The 20,444-nt window shown below is 40.7% G+C and carries 19 protein-coding genes and 1 pseudogene; 10 read left to right on the plus strand and 10 right to left on the minus strand.

Annotated features, from left to right (window positions below; genetic code table 11):
- Positions 1–14: 14 nt before the first annotated feature.
- The 7 genes from CYP77_RS00785 to CYP77_RS00815 all read left to right on the plus strand — a co-directional run bounded on the left by CYP77_RS00785 (position 15) and on the right by CYP77_RS00815 (position 8,193).
- Complete coding sequence (locus tag CYP77_RS00785) at positions 15–2,771, plus strand: valine--tRNA ligase (RefSeq protein WP_103567526.1); 2,757 nt, start codon at positions 15–17, stop codon at positions 2,769–2,771.
- A gap of 147 nt (positions 2,772–2,918) precedes the next feature.
- Positions 2,919–3,905, plus strand: coding sequence for a diaminopimelate dehydrogenase (locus CYP77_RS00790; protein WP_103567525.1), 987 nt, complete (start codon positions 2,919–2,921; stop codon positions 3,903–3,905).
- A 30-nt stretch (positions 3,906–3,935) separates the two neighbouring features.
- A complete protein-coding gene (locus tag CYP77_RS00795) occupies positions 3,936–4,892 on the plus strand; it encodes a methionine ABC transporter ATP-binding protein (protein WP_009293811.1) in 957 nt (318 codons plus the stop codon).
- Positions 4,892–5,566, plus strand: a complete 675-nt coding sequence (locus tag CYP77_RS00800) for a methionine ABC transporter permease (protein ID WP_002940443.1) — start codon at positions 4,892–4,894, stop codon at positions 5,564–5,566. The genes CYP77_RS00795 and CYP77_RS00800 overlap by 1 nt, the downstream gene beginning before the upstream one ends.
- Before the next feature lie 257 nt (positions 5,567–5,823).
- Complete coding sequence (locus tag CYP77_RS00805; protein ID WP_002940462.1) at positions 5,824–6,606, plus strand: MetQ/NlpA family ABC transporter substrate-binding protein; 783 nt, start codon at positions 5,824–5,826, stop codon at positions 6,604–6,606.
- Between the two features lie 76 nt (positions 6,607–6,682).
- Positions 6,683–7,462, plus strand: a complete 780-nt coding sequence (locus CYP77_RS00810; RefSeq protein ID WP_103567524.1) for a MetQ/NlpA family ABC transporter substrate-binding protein — start codon at positions 6,683–6,685, stop codon at positions 7,460–7,462.
- 140 nt (positions 7,463–7,602) lie between these two features.
- Entirely contained in the window at positions 7,603–8,193 is a 591-nt protein-coding gene (locus CYP77_RS00815; protein WP_103567523.1) for a DedA family protein, read from the plus strand.
- 70 nt (positions 8,194–8,263) lie between these two features.
- Here the strand turns inward: CYP77_RS00815 and murI are convergent, their stop codons facing one another.
- Positions 8,264–9,052 (minus strand): glutamate racemase, encoded by a 789-nt coding sequence (murI, locus tag CYP77_RS00820; RefSeq protein WP_103567522.1) that lies wholly within the window; start codon positions 9,050–9,052, stop codon positions 8,264–8,266.
- A gap of 91 nt (positions 9,053–9,143) precedes the next feature.
- Between murI and CYP77_RS00825 the strand changes: the two genes are divergently transcribed.
- Together CYP77_RS00825 and murG are read left to right on the plus strand one after the other, a co-directional pair.
- Positions 9,144–10,304: a peptidoglycan glycosyltransferase FtsW gene (locus CYP77_RS00825; RefSeq protein ID WP_103567521.1), complete on the plus strand. Its 1,161-nt coding sequence runs from the start codon at positions 9,144–9,146 to the stop codon at positions 10,302–10,304.
- Complete coding sequence (gene murG, locus CYP77_RS00830) at positions 10,301–11,323, plus strand: undecaprenyldiphospho-muramoylpentapeptide beta-N-acetylglucosaminyltransferase (protein WP_103567520.1); 1,023 nt, start codon at positions 10,301–10,303, stop codon at positions 11,321–11,323. Before CYP77_RS00825 ends, murG begins: the two co-directional genes overlap by 4 nt.
- Here the strand turns inward: murG and CYP77_RS00835 are convergent.
- Positions 11,315–12,049 (minus strand): imidazole glycerol phosphate synthase, encoded by a 735-nt coding sequence (locus CYP77_RS00835; RefSeq protein ID WP_103558067.1) that lies wholly within the window; start codon positions 12,047–12,049, stop codon positions 11,315–11,317. The two genes, murG and CYP77_RS00835, sit on opposite strands and share 9 nt — an antisense overlap.
- A gap of 115 nt (positions 12,050–12,164) precedes the next feature.
- Here CYP77_RS00835 and CYP77_RS00840 point away from each other — a divergent pair, with 115 nt between their 5' ends.
- Complete coding sequence (locus CYP77_RS00840; RefSeq protein ID WP_103567519.1) at positions 12,165–12,908, plus strand: hypothetical protein; 744 nt, start codon at positions 12,165–12,167, stop codon at positions 12,906–12,908.
- On the opposite strand, the gene CYP77_RS00845 is transcribed toward CYP77_RS00840, so the two are convergent.
- The 8 genes and pseudogenes from CYP77_RS00845 to CYP77_RS00880 all read right to left on the minus strand — a co-directional run bounded on the left by CYP77_RS00845 (position 12,909) and on the right by CYP77_RS00880 (position 20,418).
- Positions 12,909–14,159: an RNA polymerase factor sigma-54 gene (locus CYP77_RS00845; RefSeq protein ID WP_258032408.1), complete on the minus strand. Its 1,251-nt coding sequence runs from the start codon at positions 14,157–14,159 to the stop codon at positions 12,909–12,911.
- 3 nt (positions 14,160–14,162) lie between these two features.
- Positions 14,163–14,891 (minus strand): LPS export ABC transporter ATP-binding protein, encoded by a 729-nt coding sequence (gene lptB, locus CYP77_RS00850; protein ID WP_002940487.1) that lies wholly within the window; start codon positions 14,889–14,891, stop codon positions 14,163–14,165.
- On the minus strand, positions 14,884–15,282 hold the full coding sequence (gene tsaE / locus CYP77_RS00855) for a tRNA (adenosine(37)-N6)-threonylcarbamoyltransferase complex ATPase subunit type 1 TsaE (RefSeq protein ID WP_103567517.1): 399 nt from the start codon (positions 15,280–15,282) through the stop codon (positions 14,884–14,886). Before tsaE ends, lptB begins: the two co-directional genes overlap by 8 nt.
- Positions 15,282–15,527, minus strand: a complete 246-nt coding sequence (locus CYP77_RS00860; RefSeq protein WP_002940508.1) for an RNA-binding S4 domain-containing protein — start codon at positions 15,525–15,527, stop codon at positions 15,282–15,284. The genes tsaE and CYP77_RS00860 overlap by 1 nt, the downstream gene beginning before the upstream one ends.
- Before the next feature lie 33 nt (positions 15,528–15,560).
- Complete coding sequence (locus CYP77_RS00865; protein WP_103567516.1) at positions 15,561–16,388, minus strand: alpha/beta hydrolase; 828 nt, start codon at positions 16,386–16,388, stop codon at positions 15,561–15,563.
- Positions 16,382–18,478 carry a TonB-dependent receptor domain-containing protein gene (locus CYP77_RS00870; RefSeq protein ID WP_103567515.1) on the minus strand — a complete coding sequence of 699 codons (2,097 nt, stop codon included), beginning with the start codon at positions 18,476–18,478 and terminating at the stop codon, positions 16,382–16,384. The genes CYP77_RS00865 and CYP77_RS00870 overlap by 7 nt, the downstream gene beginning before the upstream one ends.
- A 181-nt stretch (positions 18,479–18,659) precedes the next feature.
- Positions 18,660–19,337: pseudogene (locus CYP77_RS10300) on the minus strand (methyl-accepting chemotaxis protein); the annotation flags it as partial.
- Positions 19,338–19,917: 580 nt separating this feature from the next.
- Positions 19,918–20,418, minus strand: coding sequence for a PAS domain-containing protein (locus CYP77_RS00880; RefSeq protein WP_021092381.1), 501 nt, complete (start codon positions 20,416–20,418; stop codon positions 19,918–19,920).
- Positions 20,419–20,444: the final 26 nt, after the last annotated feature.

The following is a 20,444-nucleotide window of genomic DNA, read 5'->3' on the forward strand; positions in this document are numbered from 1 at the left end:
CTGAGGAGATAAAAGTGGCAGAATTTTACAATGCAAAAGAGATAGAAGACAAATTTTATAAAATTTGGGAAGAACGCGGATATTTCGAGATAGACGCAAACAAAGATATCCAAAAAGATGGACGTAAATTTTGCATTATGATGCCACCTCCAAACGTGACTGGCTCGCTTCACATCGGACACGCCCTAACCTTCACACTTCAAGATATTATGACTCGCTACAAAAGAATGGACGGCTACAAGACGCTTTGGCAGCCAGGTCTCGACCACGCTGGTATCGCTACTCAAAACGTCGTTGAAAAGCAGCTTTTGGCTCAAGGGATCAAAAAAGAAGAGCTTGGACGTGAGAAATTTGTAGAAAAAGTGTGGGAGTGGAAGGAAAAAAGTGGCGGTATGATAGTTCATCAGATGCGAAAACTTGGCATCACTCCAGCTTGGTCACGCCAGAGATTTACTATGGATGAGGGCTTAAGAAGAGCTGTGAAAAAAGCCTTTGTAAATTTATACGACAAAGGGCTAATTGTCCAGAAAAACTACATGATAAACTGGTGCACGCATGATGGCGCACTCTCTGACATCGAGGTCGAGCACAAAGAAAACAAAGGCAAGCTATATCACTTAAGATACTACTTTGCAGATGGACAAAATTTAGAAAACTATCAAGCAGAAGTATCACATGATGAATTTGCTGGTTGCGATGCGAGTTCGAATGAAGCGCACTCTTCGTGCGTTGCAGTGAAGAACAAGCAGCAGTCTCCAGCAAAGGCACATGCGAGACAAGGCGCTTATGTCGTAGTGGCGACTACTCGTCCTGAAACATACTTCGGCGATACGGCGGTAATGGTAAATCCAAACGACGAGCGCTATAAAAAATTAATCGGCAAAAAAGTTGTGCTACCTATCATAAATAGAGAGATCGAGATCATCGCAGACGAGCACGTTGATATGGAGTTTGGAACAGGTCTTGTTAAGGTCACGCCTGCACACGATCAAAACGACTACGAGGTTGGCAAAAGGCACGACCTTGAGTTTATCACCGTGTTTGATGAAAAGGGCATTTTAAACGACAAGTGCGATAAATTTGCAGGTCTTGAGAGACTTGAGGCTAGAGACATTGTCGTGGCCGAGCTTGAAAAACTTGGCAATGTCGAGAAAATCGAGGACTACGAAAACCAAGTAGGCTACTGCTACCGCTGCAAAAACGTCGTCGAGCCATATATCTCAAAGCAGTGGTTTGTCAAAAAAGAGATCGCAGACGAGGCGATACAAAAAGTATCAGATGGCCTTGCTAAATTTTACCCACCGCACTGGATAAACAGCTTTAATGCGTGGATGAGAGAGCTAAGAGATTGGTGTATCTCACGCCAGCTTTGGTGGGGACACCAAATTCCAGTATTTTACTGCGATGATTGCGGTCATATGTGGGCTGACGAGGGAGAGCCATGCGAGTGCAAAAAGTGTAAAAGTAAAAATTTCCACCAAGACCCAGACGTGCTAGATACGTGGTTTAGCTCTGGTCTTTGGCCATTTAGCACGCTTGGCTGGGGCAATGAAAATGAGCTAAAAAATGAAAAGTGGTTCGAAGGAGACCTTGCGGAGTTTTATCCAAACAACCTTCTCATCACTGGCTTTGATATATTATTTTTCTGGGTTGCTAGGATGATGTTTCAGGGTGAAAATGCCCTTGGCAAGTTGCCGTTTGACGACATCTACCTGCATGCGCTTGTAAAGGATGAGTTTGGCAGAAAGATGAGTAAAAGCCTTGGCAACGTCATCGACCCGCTTGATAGCATAAATGAGTATAGTGCCGATATATTGCGCTTTACGCTAACACTTCTAGCCGTTCAAGGACGCGATATCAAGCTAAGCGACGCCAAGATGAAGCAGGTAAGAAATTTCACCAACAAGCTTTATAATGCGAGCAAATACCTAATGCTAAATGAGAGTAAATTCCCAAATTTAGAGGATATCAAGCTTGAAACAAAGCTTGGAATTTATATGAACAGCCGCTTTAACGAGTGCGTGAGAGAGGTGCGCGAAAACATCGACGCCTACCGCTTCAATGACGCTGCAAACACACTTTATAAATTCCTTTGGGACGAGTTTTGCGACTGGGGCATCGAGCTTAGCAAGGCTGACAAAGCGAGCGTAAAAGAGCTTGGAAGTATATTTAAAGAGGCGATGAAGCTACTAAATCCTTTCATGCCTTTTCTCTCAGAGTATCTATTTCAAGAGCTTAGCGGCACACAACTTGAAAATGCAAAGTCAATAATGGTGATGAGCTACCCAGAGGTAAAAGAGCGAAATTTAGAGGTTGAGAAGAAATTTGAGCTAGTTATCGAAGCGATCGTTGCTATTCGCCGTGCAAAAGCTACTATCGATCTTGGCAACTCAAAGATAGCAAAAGCCTTTGTTAAATTTAATGAAAAAATAGACCTTGACGAGGTAAAAGAGTATATCAAACTACTTGCAAAATGCGAAGAGATCGGCTTTGTAGATGAGAAAATAGAAAACTCAATAAGAGATGTGAGCGAAAATTTAGAGGCATTTGTCCCGCTTGAGGGGCTTGATATGAGCGGTATCATCACAAGACTAAGGTCTCAAAAGACAAAGCTTGAAAAAGAGATAGCTAAACTCTCAGGCATGCTAAATAACCAAAACTTCGTTGCAAACGCACCAAAAGAGGTTATAGAGACAAACAAAGAGGCTTTGCAGAGCGCTGAGGCTAAATTTAAAAAAGTATGCGAGGAGCTAAAGGCTCTTGGCGAGTAGGTTTTGCGGCAAAAGTTGAAGGGTGGCGTTTCTTTGGTAGTTTGTCGTTGTCACGCTATCCTGGGTGCTAATGTATTGTCTAACTAAAATGAAATTTATCGCCCTGCACTATCTTGCATGTAAATTTAAGAATTTAAAGGATCAAAAATGAGTGAAAAAATAAAAATAGCAGTTTTAGGATATGGAAATTTAGGTCGTGGCGTCGAGCTTGCGGTGCGAAATAGCAAGGATATGGAGCTTGTGGCAGTTTTTAGCCGAAGAGGTCCAAGCGAAGTAAAAACGTGTGGCGCACCAGTATTTAGTGTGGATCAAATTTTATCTCACAAGGGTAAATTTGACGTTTTAGTCCTTTGCGGTGGCAGCGCAACTGACCTTCCAACACAGACGCCAGAATTTGCACAAAATTTTAACGTCGTAGATAGCTTTGACACGCACGCAAAAATACCTGAGCACTTTGCCGCAGTGGATGCTGCTGCTAAAAAAGGTGGCAATGTAGGCGTCATCGCTGTTGGCTGGGACCCAGGGCTATTTTCACTAAATAGGCTATTTGGCGAGAGCGTGCTTGAAAATGGCAGCAGCTACACGTTTTGGGGCAAAGGTGTGAGCCAAGGCCACTCAGACGCCATCCGTAGGATCGAGGGCGTAGTAGATGCTCGCCAATACACAGTGCCCATAGATAGCGCTTTGGAGCGAGTTCGCGCTGGGGAAAATCCAAATTTAACTACAAGAGAAAAACACCTGCGTGATTGCTACGTAGTGGCAGAGGACGGCGCTGATAAGGCACGCATCGAGCATGAGATAAAAACGATGCCAAATTATTTTGCCGACTACGACACGAGCGTGCATTTTATCGATCTGGAGACGCTTAAAAAAGAGCATGGCGGTATCCCGCATGGGGGATTTGTGCTGCGAAGCGGAGTGAGCGGAGAGCATGGCGAGAACAAACACTTGATCGAGTTTTCGCTAAAACTTGACTCAAATCCAGAATTTACAGCAAGCGTACTCGTAGCTTACGCCAGAGCGGCATATCGCTTGGCGCAAAGAGGCGAGCGCGGCGCATTTAGCGTATTTGACATAGCCCCAGCACTTCTTTCGCCAAAGAGCGCAGATGAGCTAAGGCGAGAAATTTTATAAATTTAGGCAGTTAAAAATAAGGAAAATTTAGTGATAAAAATAGAAAATTTAACCAAATTTTATGGCGGTACGCAGATCCTTTTTGATGTAAATTTAGAGGTTAAAAAGGGTGAAATTTTTGCTATCGTGGGGCATAGTGGCGCTGGTAAATCAACACTTTTAAGGTGCATAAACGGGTTAGAGAGCTATCAAGGCGGCAGCTTAAAAGTCTTTGATCAAGAGATAAAAAATTTAGATGAGACACAGCAAAGACATTTAAGGCGAGATGTTGGTATGATATTTCAGCATTTTGCATTGATGGCTAGAAAAAATGTCTTTGAAAACGTCGCTACCCCGCTTAAATTTTGGGGATATAAAAGTGACGAGACCGAAAAAAGAGTGAGAGAGCTTTTAAATTTAGTCGGTCTTGAAAGTAAGGCAAAAAGCTATCCAAGCGAGCTAAGCGGCGGCCAAAAACAGCGTGTCGCCATCGCTAGAGCGCTTGCTTTAAATCCTAAAATTTTACTAAGCGACGAGGCGACTTCGGCTCTTGACCCAAACACGACAAATCAAATTTTAGAGCTACTTGAGAAGATAAACAAAGAGCTAGACATCAGCGTCGTCATCGTCACGCACGAGATGGAGGTGGTAAAGTCTATCGCAAAACGTGCTATCTTGCTTGAAGGTGGCAAGATCATAGGCTCTGGAAGCATTGAAGAGCTATTTTTAAAGCCAGATGAGAAGATGAAAGAATTTTTAGGCGAGGTGGAAATTCTGCCAAGCACTGGCACAAATATTAGGCTATTTTTCCCAAAAGAAGTGGCTCAAAACAGCGTGATCACACACATGGCAAGAAGCCTAAATATCGACTTTAACATAGTCTGGGGCAAGCTTGAAAAGCTAAACGATAACGTCCTTGGCTCACTTGTCATAAACATAGATGAAAAAGATAAAGAAAACGTGCTTAACTATATCAAGCAAAGTGGCGTTTTGTGGGAGGTTGCTTGATGTTTGGTATTGATTTTTCTAAATTTCCTGATGTTTTTTCTAGGATACTGCTGCCAGCTATCGGCGAAACGCTATATATGAGCATCGTCTCTACCCTGCTCGCCTTTGCCATAGGCCTTATACCTGCGGTTTTGCTCATCCTTTCAGACAAAAACGGCCTAAAGCCAAACAAGCAGCTTTATTTTGTACTTGATATCGTTATAAACGTGCTTAGAAGCTTTCCGTTTATCATTTTGATCATCGTGCTATTTCCAGTCACAAAAATGATCGTAGGTACAAGTATCGGCACCACAGCCGCGATCGTTCCGCTAACTATCGGAGCGGCTCCGTTTGTAGCAAGGCTCATTGAAAATGCTCTAAAAGAGGTTGATAAAGGCATCATTGAAGCAGCGCAAAGCTTTGGTAGCTCGAAATTTCAAATCATTTTCCGCGTGATGTTTGTCGAGGCACTTCCTGGCATCATCTCGGCATTTACACTAACGCTTATCGTAAATATCGGCTTTTCAGCGATGGCTGGTGCAGTTGGCGGTGGCGGACTAGGATCTGTCGCTATAAACTATGGCTACCAGAGATTTCGCCCAGATATCATGCTCTACACCGTGGTTATTCTTATCATTATGGTTCAAATTTTCCAAGTTTTAGGCAACTATCTCTATAAAATTTCAAAAAAATAAGGCCACATTTTTTATCTGATTTTAAGCTTTTTTCCTTAAAATTGCCAAATTAATTTTAGCTGAAAGGACAAAAGATGAAATCAGATATGTGCCAGATGTGCCGCCTACTAAAAAACGCGTCGTCGAAAGACTAATCTCTAAGCACAGAATTTCTTTTTAAGTGCTTAGAAATAGCTTAAGTACTTAAAAAGAAATTTAACCTTCTAGCTTAAATTTATCCTTTTTGGTGCTTGGCAAATTTCAAAAAAGGATAATAAATGAAAAAACTACTTCTTACTTCTTTAGTTGCCCTAGGCCTTAGCGTTAGCGCAAATGCTGCTGACAAGTCAAAAACAATAATCGTCGGTGCTACACCTATCCCACATGCTGAAATTTTAGAGGTTGTAAAGCCTATTTTGGCAAAAGATGGCTACACACTTGAGATCAAGGAATTTAACGACTACACCACGCCAAACCTTGCGACAGAGGACGGCGACCTTGATGCAAACTTCTTTCAGCACATCCCATATCTTGAAGAATTTAACAAAAACAAAGGCACTCACCTTGTAAAAACAGTTGGCGTGCACCTCGAGCCAATGGGCGTTTATTCTAAAAAGATTAAAGATATCAAAGAGCTAAAAGATGGCGCAGTTGTCTCTATCCCAAATGACCCAACAAACGAGAGCCGCGCACTTGACATCGTAGCTAGCGCTGGACTTATCAAGCTAAATGACAACCCACTAAAAACCCCACTTGATATAGTTGATAACCCTAAAAAGCTTAAATTTGAAGAGATCGAGGCTGCTCAAGTGCCAAGAACGCTTGATGACGTTACTATCGCAGTTATCAACACAAACTACGCGCTAAATGCAAATTTAAATCCAACAAAAGACGCGCTTGTGATCGAGGGTAAAGATAGCCCATACGTAAATTACGTAGTTGTTAAAGCTGGCAACGAGAACAGTCCTAAAACTAAAGCCCTTGATAAAGCTATCAACTCACCAGAAGTTAAGAAATTTATCGAGACAAAGTATAACGGCGCTATCATCCCAGCGTTTTAATTAAATTTATAAAAAGCGACGTAAAAGCTTTTACCTTTTTAGCGTCGCTTTAAATCAAATCAAAAAAGGAAAAACAATGAAATTTATCAAACTTTTAACCGCATCTTTAGTTGCTCTAAGCCTTCACGCAGCCGACAAAGACCACACTATCACTGTTGGAGTCTCACCTGTGCCACACGCTGAAATTTTAGAATTTGTAAAACCAAAGCTAAAAGATAAGGGCTATGACCTTGTTATTTCTGAAATTTCAGACTATTCGATACCAAATGTTGCCACAGAAGATGGCAGCTTAGACGCAAATTTCTTTCAACATTTGCCATATCTTGAGGAGCAAAACAAGGCTAGAGGCCTGCACCTTGTAAGCGTTGCGAGCGTGCATGTCGAGCCACTTGGCTTTTACTCTAAAAAGATAAAAGATATCAAAGAGCTAAAAGATGGCGCAAAAGTGGCGATCGCTTACGATCCGTCAAATGGCAACAGAGCGCTTAGAATTTTAGAAAAAGCTGGTCTTATAGAGATCGATAAAAACGTAAAAGTTGCAACTGTAAATGACATAACTAAAAATCCTAAAAATTTACAATTTGTCGAGCTAGAAGGTGCTCAGATACCAAGGACACTTGATGATGTCGATATCGCTGCTATTAGCACAAATTTCGTCCTTGATCTTGGCATGAGCGTGGCAAAAGACGCACTTTTACTTGAAGACGCTAACAGCCCTTATGCAAACATCATCGTCACAAGAGCTGGCAACGAGAATAATCCTAAGATCAAAGCTTTAGTCGATGCGGTTCTTAGCCCTGATACTAAAAATTTCATCATCACTCGCTACAAAGGCGAGGTCATACCTGCATTTTAAAAATGGGGCGAGCTTTCGCCCTACTTCTTTATAAATTTTTACTACCCCATTTAATTTAAATTTTATCACTCTATGTTAGTTACTATTAGTAAATAAAGCTTTGCTACAATGGCTCGCTTTATTAAATTTTCGGAGTAAAAATGCTACATGACATTATTGATTTTATCGTTTCAAGCGTGAGTAGCTGGGGATATGCTGGGATATTTGTGATGATGTTTTTAGAGAGCTCATTTTTTCCATTTCCAAGCGAAGTGGCGATGATGCCAGCTGGATATCTGGCTCACAAAGGCGAGATGAGCTTAGTGCTTGCTTTTATCTCGGGCACGCTTGGTAGCCTGCTTGGAGCCATTTTTAACTACTATCTTTGCTACTTTTTTGGACGTGAGATCATCTTGAAATACGGCAAATTTGTCGGCATCACCCACGAAAAGATGGATAAATTTGAAGCATTTTTTAATAAACACGGCGAAATTTCGACCTTTAACTCACGCCTTATCCCAGGAATTCGTCAGTATATCAGCCTGCCAGCAGGGCTAGCTAAGATGAATATTTTTAGATTTTGCCTATTTACCACGCTTGGAGCTGGGATTTGGTGTGCGGTTTTGCTTGGAGTCGGCTACTTTCTAGGCTCAAATCCAGACGAACAGACACTTTTGGCAATAACGATCACTCTTTTAACTGTGGTTGCGGTAATAAGTGCTATCTATATAGTAAAGCAAAGAAAGAGGTAAATACATATAAAAATACATAAAATTTAGTGTATTTAGCTAAATTTGGCTCAAGTTTTTAGCTAAATTTAGCCTAGCAAATCGCTCTCATTTTTTCTAGGCGAGCTAAATTTCTTGAAATTTTCTCTAGCTCGCTTTGCTCGCAAACCTCGTCGCCTGAGTAGAAAAATTTTATATTTGGAGTTAATTTTATATTTGAAATTTGAAGTTTAAGCTCGCTTATGAGGCGCTTTACCGTCCCTTCGTTGCCGTCTATTATGCTTACGTTTGAAGGTAAAACCTCTCTTAAGCTATCTTTGAAATAGTTAAAATGCGTGCAGCCAAGCACCAAAAAGTCAAATTTACTTAGATCAAATTTACCTAGCTCTTCTTTTAGATATGACTTCACGTTTTCACTCTCAAACTCAGCTTTTTCAGCGAAATTTACAAGGCGAGGCAGAGCTAGCAGCTCGGTTTTATCTTTTGCGTTTAAATTTGTGATTAACTCTTTTAGTTTTGCGCCATTTACCGTGACTGGAGTAGCTATGACAAGCGTTTTTAGGGCGTCATCGTGGCTTAGATCGTGAGCCTTTTTTACAGCTGGCTCCATACCGATGATGGGCACGCTTAAATTTGCTCTAAGCTCTTTTATCGCCACGCTGGTCGCTGTGTTACAAGCTACGACGACAGCTTCTGCGCCATTTTCTATAAGAAATTTAACCGCGTCAAAGCTAAATTTTAAAATTTCATCCCTGCTCTTTTGTCCGTATGGGACATTTTTCACATCTGCGTAATATAAAAATTCATGCTCGCTAAGCTTACTTAAAGCTTCGTTTAAGACGCTAAGTCCGCCAAGCCCAGAGTCAAATATACCTATCTTCATGCCCATCCTTAAAGCCTGCAATTATAGCAAATAATATCTTTGTAAGCCGTTTTTTATTATACTTTGGCTCATTTTAAAGTTGGAGCTAAATTTGGCAGTTGATAAGGTTATTTTCTATCTTTGTGCGACTTTGATCGCCATAAGTATCATTTTCTCACTATCTTTGCCAGTTTTTACAGTTTTATTTTTTAACTACGACGAATTTCACTTTTTCATCCGCCAGTTTGCAGTCGGCTGTATAGGAATTTTTCTCATGTGGTGGCTCTCAAGGCTAAATCCCGACAAAGCGCTTAACTGGATAGGGTTTAGCCTTTTTGGCTTTTGCATCATCGCTATGATACTTATGCATGCCCTGCCAGCTTCTATGGTGACTGATGCTGGTGGTGCAAGACGCTGGATCAGACTGCCAGGCTTTTCGCTTGCGCCTGTTGAGTTTTTCAAAGTTGGTTTTGTCTTTTTTTTGGCATGGAGTTTTACTAGAAAATTTAGCGATGGCAAGAGAACTTTGATGGATGAGATCAAGATACTTTTTCCATATTTAATTCTTTTTTGTGTAGCCATTGTTTTGATCGCTATTTTACAAAATGATCTTGGACAGGTTGTGGTTTTGGCGCTTACTTTTGTGACGATGGCTCTTTTTGCAGGGGCTAGCGTTAGGCTCTTTGGCATAGGCATTGTTGGCGCTGCCTTTGTTATGACGGTGGCGATAGTTAGCTCAGAGCACAGAATTTTGCGTATAAAGTCATGGTGGGGCACGATACAAAACATGGTTCTCTCTTTCTTACCAGACAGCGTGGCAAACGTGCTTAGAGTGGCAGACGCACCAGAGCCATATCAAATTTCTCACTCACTAAATGCGATCAAACACGGCGAGTTTTTTGGCGAGGGGCTTGGTGCTGGGATATTTAAGCTTGGCTTTTTAAGCGAAGTGCATACGGACTTTGTGCTAGCTGGCATAGCTGAAGAGGTCGGTGTTTTTGGCATTTTGTGTATCACAGCGATCTTCATCACGCTACTTTATAGGATATTTAGAATTTCAGCCAGGAGCGAAAACAAGGTCTATCACCTATTCTCACTTGGTATCGGGCTTATCTTATCGTTTTCATTTTTGATGAATAGCTACGGCATCACATCGATCACGCCGATAAAAGGTATCGCTGTGCCATTTTTGAGCTATGGCGGTAGCTCTGTGCTTGCTATATGCATCGGCATCGGCATGGTCTTGATGGTTAGTAAAAAGGCAAAACTATGATAGTTATTTGTGGTGGCGGCACTGGCGGGCATTTGGCGATCGCTAGAAGCTTTTGCGAGGAGCTAAATGAGAGAGGCATAAAGCCTATCTTCATCGGTTCAACTAGTGGTCAGGATAAATTTTGGTTTGAAAATGATGATAAATTTGCAAAGAAATTCTTTTTACCAAGCAGTGGCGTCGTAAATAAAAGAGGCCTAGCCAAGCTAAAATCACTAACAAATATCATAAGCCTAGCTTTAAAATGCAGGCAAATTTTTAAAGAAAATGGCGTAAAAGCAGTCATCAGCGTGGGAGGCTACTCAGCAGCCCCAGCAGCCATAGCAGCCATCATCTCAAAAACACCACTTTTCATCCACGAGCAAAATGCCGTAACTGGCAAGCTAAATAGAATTTTAAAGCCGTATGCAAAGGGCTTTTTTAGCTCTTATGATGAGCTTTCGCCCTGCCCTTACCCTGTGGCAAAGAAATTTTTTGATAGCCAAAGAGTTAGGGGCGAGCTAAAAACTATACTTTTTTTAGGTGGTTCACAAGGCGCAAAAGCGATAAATGAGCTAGCTATAAATTTAGCCCCATATCTAAAAGAAAAAGGGATAAAGATCATTCATCAATGCGGCAAAAACGCCCTTGATGAGCTGAAAAAAAGATATGATGAGCTTGGCTTTAGCGAGGCAAATTTAGAAATTTTTGACTTTAGCAAAGAGGTAGAAAAAAAGATGAGTGAGGCTGATCTTGCCATATCAAGAGCTGGAGCTAGCTCACTTTGGGAGCTTTGCGCAAATGCCCTGCCTTCTATCTTTGTGCCATTTCCTTATGCTGCTGGCAACCACCAATTTTATAACGCTAAATTTCTAAAAGATAAAGGCATAGCTGAAATTTGCCTGCAAAATGGCGAAAATTTAGACAAAGATGAAGTCATAAAAATGATCGAGAGCTTTGATCTAAACAAAAGCAGCAAAGCTCTAAAAGATATCCTTTTGCCAAATGGGGCAAAAGAGATAATGGATAAAATTTTAAGCTAGATCCTCGCCTATGGCGTAGGCTTTTAGCTCTCGTAGCTCGTAAATGAGGTAGTGATAGATAAGCTCGTTTGTCTTTAGGCTCTTGCCTGAAAGCACAGGTCTTATCATCTCGATGATCCTATCTGTGATACCTGCGATCTCAACCAAAAGCAGCTCATCACCCCTTTGCTTTGCCACTCTTATGCAGTTATAAAAAAATGTGTAGATAGTTTTAAAATTTTCCAAAACGACATTTGAGACGATTTGAGAGTCGAGATGTAAAATTTTATTCATCCTATTTTGTAGTTCCATTAGCTCAGCAAGTAGCCCTCTTATCATCGCTGTGTCGCCACTTCTTGAGAAGATACTCTTCTTCTTTTTTTTGTTTTGTATCTGATACTCAGCGACTAAGACCTGCATAATGTTTGAGATGTTTGTCAGGCTTTCTTGTAAATTTTGATTAGTCTTTAGGCTCACACCAGCTTTTTCTATCTTGTAGTATAGGCTCTTGTTTGTCTGCTCGAGGTATGAGCTAATGTTTTCGTAGTAATCTTCAGTATTAAAGACATTTTTAAAAAAACTGCCCTCATCTGTTGTGCTGTAAAGTCTTTTTTTGATCTCTTCGACATTTTTATTAAAAGTAAGCGCATCGATCTTTGTCTCAGGCTCGACAACGCCGTTATTTTCGATAACTTCCAAGTTTTTCTTAAGCGTATTTATCAGCTTATCAATCTCATTAAAATCCATTTTGCCTCTTTGAAATTTTTGGCTATTTTACTATAAAAAGCTGAAGTTTTCGCTTGCAATTCTTAAAAAGATATTTATACTTCTTTTAATAAAATATCTCAAAAAAGGAGCAAAAATGAATGGTGAAGTTTTTAACTCTTGCATTATCGTAGCCTCTATAAAGCAAGCATTAAAGTCAAATTTAGAGCTAAACTACAAAAGCGAAAAATATATAAAAAGCCTAGTTTTTGACTTTATCTTAGGTGATGAGCCAGCTAGCATAAATGAGTGGTTTAAGCACGCCTTAAAGCTTGGGCTAAGCGACGTGAGATATGCCACAAATTTGACGGTCTCTTCAGAGGAGCGCTCGCTGCAAGGCTTTTCAAACGTAAGCTACAAGTCTATTCTTTGCATTTATAAAGATAAAATGAGCTATCTCGTGCCTCACTGGAGCTTTGAAGAAGACAAAAAGGGCTGGGATATAGTCTATAAAGAATTTAGTCTAAATGGCATGCCAGAGATTCAAAAATTTAGTGATAACACTTTGGAATTTAAGGATCTTCTCACAAAAATCGCTAAATTTGCAGATGAGATAGAGTGCGATAATTTTGGCGATTGCTTTAGGGAAGGGCTAAAAGCGCTAAACGAGCCAGAAAAGATAGAGCAAAATATCCTAAACGCTCCACTTATGCCAAAGCTAAATTTGGCTCTTTTTAATGCGGCAAGTGCAGCTGATGTCTTTGGTGGTATGGGCTCATGGAACGATGACGCAGCAGGCTGGGCGAAGCGTAAAAAGCGTGACAAAGAGTACGATGAGCTTAGTGCAGAGCTTTTTACGCAGATGCATAAAGCCACTCTTTTTGCCATAAATGAGTGGTAGCTAGCCGTTTATCTGATAGACTCTTTTTCGCTGGCTTGAGCTGCCGATGTTTAGAATTTTGCGGTATTTGGTGATGGTTCGGCGAACGATTTGGATGTTAAATTTAGCTTGAATGAGCTCTTGGATTTTTAGATCAGAAAGTGGCTTTTTGTGGTCTTCATTTTTGATAAGCTCTAGCAAAAATTCCTTTATCGCGGCGTTTGAAGTCTCTTCGTCAAAGCCAGTTGCAAAGAAATTTTTAAGTGCGACCGTGCCTCTTGGAGAGCTTAAATATTTGTTTGCGATGGCTCTTGAGATGGTTGAAGGGTTGCGCCCTAGCTCGTCTGCTAGGTCTTTTAGTTTCATAGGCTTTATGTCGCCACCCAAAAAGTAGCCATACTGATACTCAACTATCATGAGCCCTATCTTATAAAGTGTCGCCTTTCTCATCTCGAGAGCGTCTATGAGCTCGCTTGCCTCTTTTATACGCGAGCTTACAAAGGCCTCTTTTTCGTCTAGTCCCTCAGTATCGACCAAAATTTCAGGATAATACTCGTCATTTATCTGCACGCTTATACCACTACTAGTGCTTAGCACGAAGATGTCAGGCACCTTTTGGCTCGCCTCTTCTAGATACTCAATGGCTGGGGGATTTTTAAATTTCTTTATGATCTTTAGCGCGTCGTCATAGAATTTAAGCTTTCTAAGCTTATCTATATTTTCAAAATTTAAGATGATCTTTTTCGCGCACTCTATGATCTCTTCACTCGCCTCTGTCTCGCTAAGCTGAAATAAAAAGCTCTCTTTCACATCCTTTGCGCCCACGCCACATGGCTCAAGATAGGCAAATCTAGCCCTTACTCGCTCCACTTCGCTCTCGCAAAAGCCAGTAAAAATTTCATCATCATAAGAAAAATATCCCTCATCATCTAAACACTCAATGATCTTATATGCGATATCTTGGGACTTTTGCGTGGGGAAAAGTGGTGGATTTATCTGGCTAACGAGCTTTTCATAGAGGCTTTCTTTATATATGCTTAAAGCCTCGATGCTCTCGCTAACCGAGTTTTTGCTCACCTGCTCGAAAAAATTTCGTTTTTTTTCATTTTTTTCTAAATTTTTATGCTCGATCGTAGCAAATGGATTTTCTTTTATAAAAGGCTCAAGCGTCTCTTTTAGCTCATCAAGCCCGCTTTGAAGGATAGGAAGCCAGCTTCTTAGCGTTTGGTTTAGTTTGATCTTTGGCGCTAAAGTTTGCTTTTGCCTTAGCATCATCTACTCAAGTAGCTTAAATTCTTCGCCAAGATAGTGCGTTCTAACGAGCTTATTGTTTGCCACTTCGCTCGCACTGCCGCTTGCTAGCAGCGAGCCATCTTTGATGACGTAGGCTCTGTCGCAAATGGCTAGCGTCTCACGGACGTTGTGGTCTGTTATCAAAACGCCGATACCTAGCTTTTTAAGGTCTCTAACGATGCTTTGTATGTCGCTAACTGCGATAGGATCGACGCCTGCAAATGGCTCATCAAGCAGCAAAAATTTTGGCTTTATGATGAGGCTTCTAGCGATCTCACAGCGTCTGCGCTCGCCGCCACTTAGACTAACGCCCTTTCTTAGGCGGATAGGCTCGATATTTAGCATATTTAGCATCTCATTTACTCTTTTAGAGATATCTTCTTTGCTTTGATTTAAAATTTCAGCCCCAAGGAGTAAATTTTCTTCTACGCTTAGCTCTTTAAATATGCTTGACTCTTGCGGCAAATAGCCAATACCAAGGTGCGCTCTTTTGTGAAGCGGGACATTTGTGATCTTTTCGTCGTTTAAAAAAACATCTCCGCTAGTTGGCGAGATGAGCCCGCAGATCATATAAAAAGTGGTCGTCTTTCCAGCACCATTTGGCCCAAGAAGCCCCACCACTTCGCCGCTATTTACCTCTAAAGATATACCTTTTATGATCTCACTTTTCTTAATCGTCTTTTTTAGATCTTTTACTTCTAGTTTATGCACTTATAACCTCGTATTTTCTGCCATTTTTGCTAGGAGAAATTTTTACCAATGTATAGCTCTCGCCGTTTTTCTTTAGAGCTTTTTCTAAATTTTCATCGCCCCACTCTACTAGATGAAGCCCCTCTTCAAACAAATTTTCAAAAAGGCCATTTTTTGCCATCCCGTCAAATCCGATCTGATAAATGTCGTAGTGGTAGATATCTTTACCATAAATTTGCATCAAAGAAAATGTGGGCGACGTCACGCTCTCATCTATGCCATGAGCCTTGATGATCGCCTTTACAAGCGTCGTTTTGCCACTTGCTAGATCGCCACTTAGTAGCACCACGCCACTTTTTGGAAGCACTCGCACAAGCCCATCAAGCTCATTTTCTAAAAGCTCAAAAACCATCAAAGCTCTTTTACATACTCGCTCTGGGCGCTTTTTGGTATGCTTTTTGTAGTTGGGATCGCTAGCACCTCATATCTCGCCTCACGAGCTAGAAATTTGATGGTGATAACATCGCCGATCTTTACGTCTTTTGCCGCTTTTGCCTGCACGCCGTTGATGCTCACAACGCCGCTTTTGCACATATCTTCGCTAACGGCACGCCTTTTGGTGATATTTACTACGTTTAAAAATTTATCTACTCTCATGCGGCGGATTTTAACAAAAATAGCCTTAAATTTTTAATCCTTTAGATATTTTAAAAGCTCTTTTAAATTTAGAGGTATGACGCTGCCATGGGTTTCATTTTTAAAAAGCTCAAAGTGAGAATTTACCCCACTTTGCTTTAAAATTTGGGCTAGATCACTCGCCTTTAAAATGCCAGCTTTGTCAGTTTTGCCCTTTCTCTTTTCAAGCTCGCCAACGCTAAGAAAGACGAATTTAGCCTTTAGTTTTTCTTTAAATTTACCCTCGCTCACATTTTGCTTTAAAATTTCAGACTCGCCCCACCAAAGAGATGGCGAAGCGATAAAGAAATTTGAAAATACGCCATCATTTTTAAGCAAGGCATAGAGCGTAAAAAGGCCGCCAAAAGAGTGTCCATAAAGGCTTTTTTGGCTATTTTGCACGTTAAATTTCTCATCGATTAGCGGCACTAAATTTCTTGTTAAAAAGTGGTAAAACGCATCTGCGCCGCCACCTTTGCTAAACTCCTCGCCCTCTGCCTTTGGCGTGAGATCTCTTGTGCGTTTTTCTATCTCGTAGCTTTTGTTTGTGTCATATCCTATGCCTATTATTAGTGGGGCAGTCGTGGCGTCAAATTCATTTAAAAGCATGTTAAACTGAGCGTTTGCGTCAAGCAAGAAAAGCACGTTTTTAAACTCATTTTGCCCCTTTAGCTTGGCTGTGAAAATTTTATAAATTTCATCATTTGCGCTCATTTTAAAGGTTGAAATTTCAAATTTGCTAGCAGCTTTTTGGCTAAGTGGCTCAGGCGTTTGTTGCGGAGCTGCTTGTAAAATTTGTGTCACACCAAGCGTAAAAAGTAAAAATTTAAACGCTCTTACCATTTTGCAGCGACCTTAAACCAAAATCTCCTGCCCTCTTGTGGATACCAGTAGTAGTTGCCGTCGTCTGCTAGCGCCTCATCGTATCTTACTTTATCAAAGATATTGTAGGCATTTAGGCTAAGCGTTAAATGCTTGTTTGCGTCCCAGCTAACGCCTGTATCAAAGGTGAGTAGGTCTTTTGTGTTCTCTCTTACTCTATTGCCAGCGCCAAAATTTACGCTTGTTAGCTTGCTCTCGTAGTTTGTGCCAAAAAATGTCTTGACGCTTTTTACAGGCTTATATGTAAGCGTGGCGTGAAGTGTGTGCTCTGGCGTTGCTGTTAGGCTTTTGCCATCAAGTCTAGCTAGGTTTGTCTCACTAAATTTCATAGAGCCTCTTGGCGTGTTTATCGTTGGGTTGCCAGTTTTTATCTTTGACTTATTGTAGGTGTAGTTTGAGCTTAAATTTAGATTTGAAAGGATGTCGTAGTCTCCGCTTAACTCCACTCCCCAAACGGTCGCACCTTCTATGTTAAAGTAAGTTCCCCAGCCAGGGCAAGTAACGTGTGGTGCATTTGTGCAAGTGCCAAAGGCTGGAATTTTATTTACATTACTGCCGTCTGTGTCTAGGATCTTATCTTTAAATTCATTTCTAAAAAGCGTTACCGAGCCTCTAAAATCAGCCTGATTGTCATAATAAGCCCCAACTTCATAGGTCGTGCTCTTTTCTGGCTTTAGGTCCTTGTTGCCAAAATCAACTATCCTCCAGCCACCTTGGATAGTGCCTACTTCTGGGGAGATTTGATTGACATTTGGTGTTTTATAGCCAGTCGCTACGCCACCTTTTAAGCTTATCGTATCTGTGGCGTTATAGACTAGGTAGGCCCTTGGCGAGAGGTGGTTGCCAAAAAATTCGTTGTGCGTGAGTCTTGAACCAAGCGTTAAAAAGAGCTTCTCATCTAAAATTTGCCACTCATCCTCGATAAATCCCGCATGCTCGCTCATCGAGTAGGTCTTTGGGTCTTTTAAGCCGTTTCTTGAGGCGTTTGAGACGATGAAGGTTGTACCGACATTTTGCTTACTAAAGTCATAACCAAAAGTTAGAGTGTGTGCGCCAAAAAATGTTGTAAATTTTGAGTTAAAGTTGTGATTTTTGGCTTTTGCAGGTATGAGGCTGTCAAAAAGGCTCGTTCTTTGGGTCTCATCATAAATGTAGCTCAGATCGGCATTTAGGCTATCAAATTCGCCAAGATAGCCCACGCCATAGCTCTTTTTCTCGTAGTCATAGGCGTTTAAAACCTTATTTGTCTTTATGGTAGCTGTTTTGCCGACTGTTCGCGAGTAGTCGTGTTTTTCACTTGAGCCAAGGATAAAAAATTTATTGTGTTCATCTGGCGTGATCCAAAGCTTTGCGCTTAAATTTCTCTTATCGCTCTTTTGATAGCCACCTTTGTAATTATCCTCATCTCTTAGCTTTTTATAGCCCCAAAGCTGAAGCGCGAAAAGGTCCTTATAAAGAGGTAAATTTATATAAAAGTCGCCTTGTCTGCCGTCTCCTATGCCTTTATGCGCGTTTATCATGGTTGAGATGCCGACATTACCACTAAATTTTGAAAAATCCTTTTTGGTAATGATATTTATAACGCCTCCAACCGCGTCGCTACCATAAAGCGAGCTCATAGGGCCACGGATAACCTCTATACGCTCGATCGCCTCGGCTGGCGGGATGAAATTTGAGTTCATATCCCCTGCTCCGCCCTTTGGATTTGCACTGCTTGAATTTACTCTTTTGCCATCAATTAAAACTAGTGTTTGAGACTTCTCCATGCCACGTATCGAGATACCACTAGCTGGACCATCCTCACCGCCTATAACATTTACACCTGGAACTTTTTGCGCTATTGAGTGAAGTGAGGTAAAGTTATCTTTTGTTAGCTCATCGCCCTTTATCACGCTTATGCTTGCAGGGGCTTCTTTTATCTGTTGCGAAAAGCCGCTCGCACTTACTACAACGCCATCTAGCTTGGTTTCGTTATTATCTTTCTCTACTGCATAGAGAGAATTTGCCACACAAGCACTAAGGCAAATGGCGATAAATTTTGATCTATTCACGGATATCCTTTTGTTAAATTTAATTTTTGATAATGAAAGCGAAACGCAAATTTAACAAAGCAAGCATAAAAACAATATTAATTATCATAATTTTAAATAACAATACAGAAAAATTTATGAAAATAAAATTTAAATCAATCTAAGAGAAGCTAGACCCAAAGTGAGTCTAGCAAATTTGAAGTTATTTTGAAGCGACCATTTCGTTGTATGAGTTAAATATCTCTCTGCTAAGATCTTCAAGCTTTCTAAACTCAGTGACAAAATGTTTTAAATTTTTCTCGTTATAGCCCTTGCCAGCTTCTGTCAATATGGCTTTGATGTTTTTGTTAAACTCATCCACTAAATGGCGTGATTTTTCGTAAATTTTAGTGTGACTAAAGCTCTTTGCGCACTCATTTTCATACCACGCTACAAGATCGTCCGCGTCTTTTGCTATATCGTCGCCGTAGCCCTGCTCATTTACCGTGTCTGAATAAACGCCTACTTTATAAACGATGATAGCTATCTTTGCGATGATGCCAAAGGTCTTATCTTCTACATATTTTGATCTTTGGGCTGTCTCTTTTGCATTTTGGTTAAAGCTAGCTAAAGTTTGTTTGAAATTTTCGACATTTGCTGTGGCGATCTTTGAAATTTCATCTATTTTTTTAGAATTTTCATCTATATCTTTGGCTTCTTGCTGAAGTGTTTGGATATTTACGCCGATCTCATGTGTTGCTTTTTGGGTATTTTCAGCTAGTTTTCTAACCTCATCAGCGACAACTGCAAAGCCACGTCCATGCTCGCCTGCGCGTGCTGCCTCGATGGCTGCGTTTAGAGCTAGTAAATTTGTCTGCTCAGCTATATCTTTTATCAAATTTACAACCGAAGTGATATCGTCTGTTCTACTATTTAGTGTGCTTATGGCGTGGCTTGAGCCCTCTATCAGCTCCTCAAGTGAGCTCATATTTACGCTTAGCTCATTGATGCTTTGCGTCGTATCCTCGGCGATTCTAGCCGTATCTTTTGCCATGAGTGCCATTTGGCTAAGGTTTTTGATACTCTCATTTAGATCGTTTCTAACGTCTTCTATTCCGTCGTTGCCATTGCCAAGTGTGTCAAGCTCTTTTGAAAGTAGGCCACGAACCTTACTTTTTTGACCTTCTTTTATGCCAACAACACCATGGCTCATAAAGGTAGCATTTTGTTTAAAAGTCCCCCTAAATCCCTCTGTAAAGATATTTCTATATGTTAGTCCGCTTTGAGCAGCGTCTATTGAGGTTGAAATTTCTCTTTGGAGCGCCTCAACTTGATCAAGCAAGTCATTTATACCAAGTGCTACTTCATAAAGAGGGTCATTTTCTTTTACATTTACTATCCTAGGCTCTAAGATGCCATTTCTAGCTGAGCCTACTACGCTTAAAATTTCATTTATAGAGTCAAGTTTTTTTCCAAACATATTATAGCCTTTGTAGGTTATTTACAAATTCATCATAACTTAGATTTTTTTCGTTTAAAAAATCAGTTAAAAATTTCATCGAAGCATCCATGCCACCGCTCTTTTCTACAGATAATAACTTTTGATATATAGGCTCTATCACCTCAATCGCCTTTGGATTTGGCTTGCGTCTAACTGAGTAGTAACCAACCGTGTTATTGCGGTCATCAACTGAGGCTGTGATGTTTGCAAAGACCCAGTAATATCCACCATCAAAGCTTTTGTTTTTGACATAAGCAAAAATTTCTTTTTTATCTTTTATATGCTCCCAAAGTAGCTTAAAAATAGCTCTTGGCATATCTGGGTGTCTTACGATGTTGTGAGGCTTACCTAAGACTTCAGCTTGCTTTGCTCCAACTATCTTTAAAAATGGCTCGTTACAATATGTAATACGTCCTTTTAGGTCGGTCTTTGAGACCAAAAAGGCGCTCTCTTCGACCATGTGTTCTTTGTTTTCAGACATCTTCTCTCCTTTAAGATTTTAATTAT

Origin of the sequence: Campylobacter concisus (assembly GCF_002913865.1) — a bacterium.
In the GTDB taxonomy this organism is placed as follows: domain Bacteria; phylum Campylobacterota; class Campylobacteria; order Campylobacterales; family Campylobacteraceae; genus Campylobacter_A; species Campylobacter_A concisus_AM.

What these genes read in the sequence shown, in the direction of transcription:
- CYP77_RS00835 (WP_103558067.1), bottom strand. Translation starts at nt 12,049, where the DNA reads ATGGATTTTAATGAGATTGATAAGCTGATAAATACGCTTAAGAAAAAC.
- CYP77_RS00880 (WP_021092381.1), bottom strand. Translation starts at nt 20,418, where the DNA reads ATGTCTGAAAACAAAGAACACATGGTCGAAGAGAGCGCCTTTTTGGTC.
- CYP77_RS00860 (WP_002940508.1), bottom strand. Translation starts at nt 15,527, where the DNA reads ATGAGAGTAGATAAATTTTTAAACGTAGTAAATATCACCAAAAGGCGT.
- murI (WP_103567522.1), bottom strand. Translation starts at nt 9,052, where the DNA reads ATGAAGATAGGTATATTTGACTCTGGGCTTGGCGGACTTAGCGTCTTA.
- murG (WP_103567520.1), top strand. Translation starts at nt 10,301, where the DNA reads ATGATAGTTATTTGTGGTGGCGGCACTGGCGGGCATTTGGCGATCGCT.
- CYP77_RS00845 (WP_258032408.1), bottom strand. Translation starts at nt 14,159, where the DNA reads ATGCTAAGGCAAAAGCAAACTTTAGCGCCAAAGATCAAACTAAACCAA.
- tsaE (WP_103567517.1), bottom strand. Translation starts at nt 15,282, where the DNA reads ATGGTTTTTGAGCTTTTAGAAAATGAGCTTGATGGGCTTGTGCGAGTG.
- CYP77_RS00790 (WP_103567525.1), top strand. Translation starts at nt 2,919, where the DNA reads ATGAGTGAAAAAATAAAAATAGCAGTTTTAGGATATGGAAATTTAGGT.
- CYP77_RS00865 (WP_103567516.1), bottom strand. Translation starts at nt 16,388, where the DNA reads ATGGTAAGAGCGTTTAAATTTTTACTTTTTACGCTTGGTGTGACACAA.
- CYP77_RS00805 (WP_002940462.1), top strand. Translation starts at nt 5,824, where the DNA reads ATGAAAAAACTACTTCTTACTTCTTTAGTTGCCCTAGGCCTTAGCGTT.
- CYP77_RS00800 (WP_002940443.1), top strand. Translation starts at nt 4,892, where the DNA reads ATGTTTGGTATTGATTTTTCTAAATTTCCTGATGTTTTTTCTAGGATA.
- CYP77_RS00840 (WP_103567519.1), top strand. Translation starts at nt 12,165, where the DNA reads ATGAATGGTGAAGTTTTTAACTCTTGCATTATCGTAGCCTCTATAAAG.
- CYP77_RS00815 (WP_103567523.1), top strand. Translation starts at nt 7,603, where the DNA reads ATGCTACATGACATTATTGATTTTATCGTTTCAAGCGTGAGTAGCTGG.
- CYP77_RS00810 (WP_103567524.1), top strand. Translation starts at nt 6,683, where the DNA reads ATGAAATTTATCAAACTTTTAACCGCATCTTTAGTTGCTCTAAGCCTT.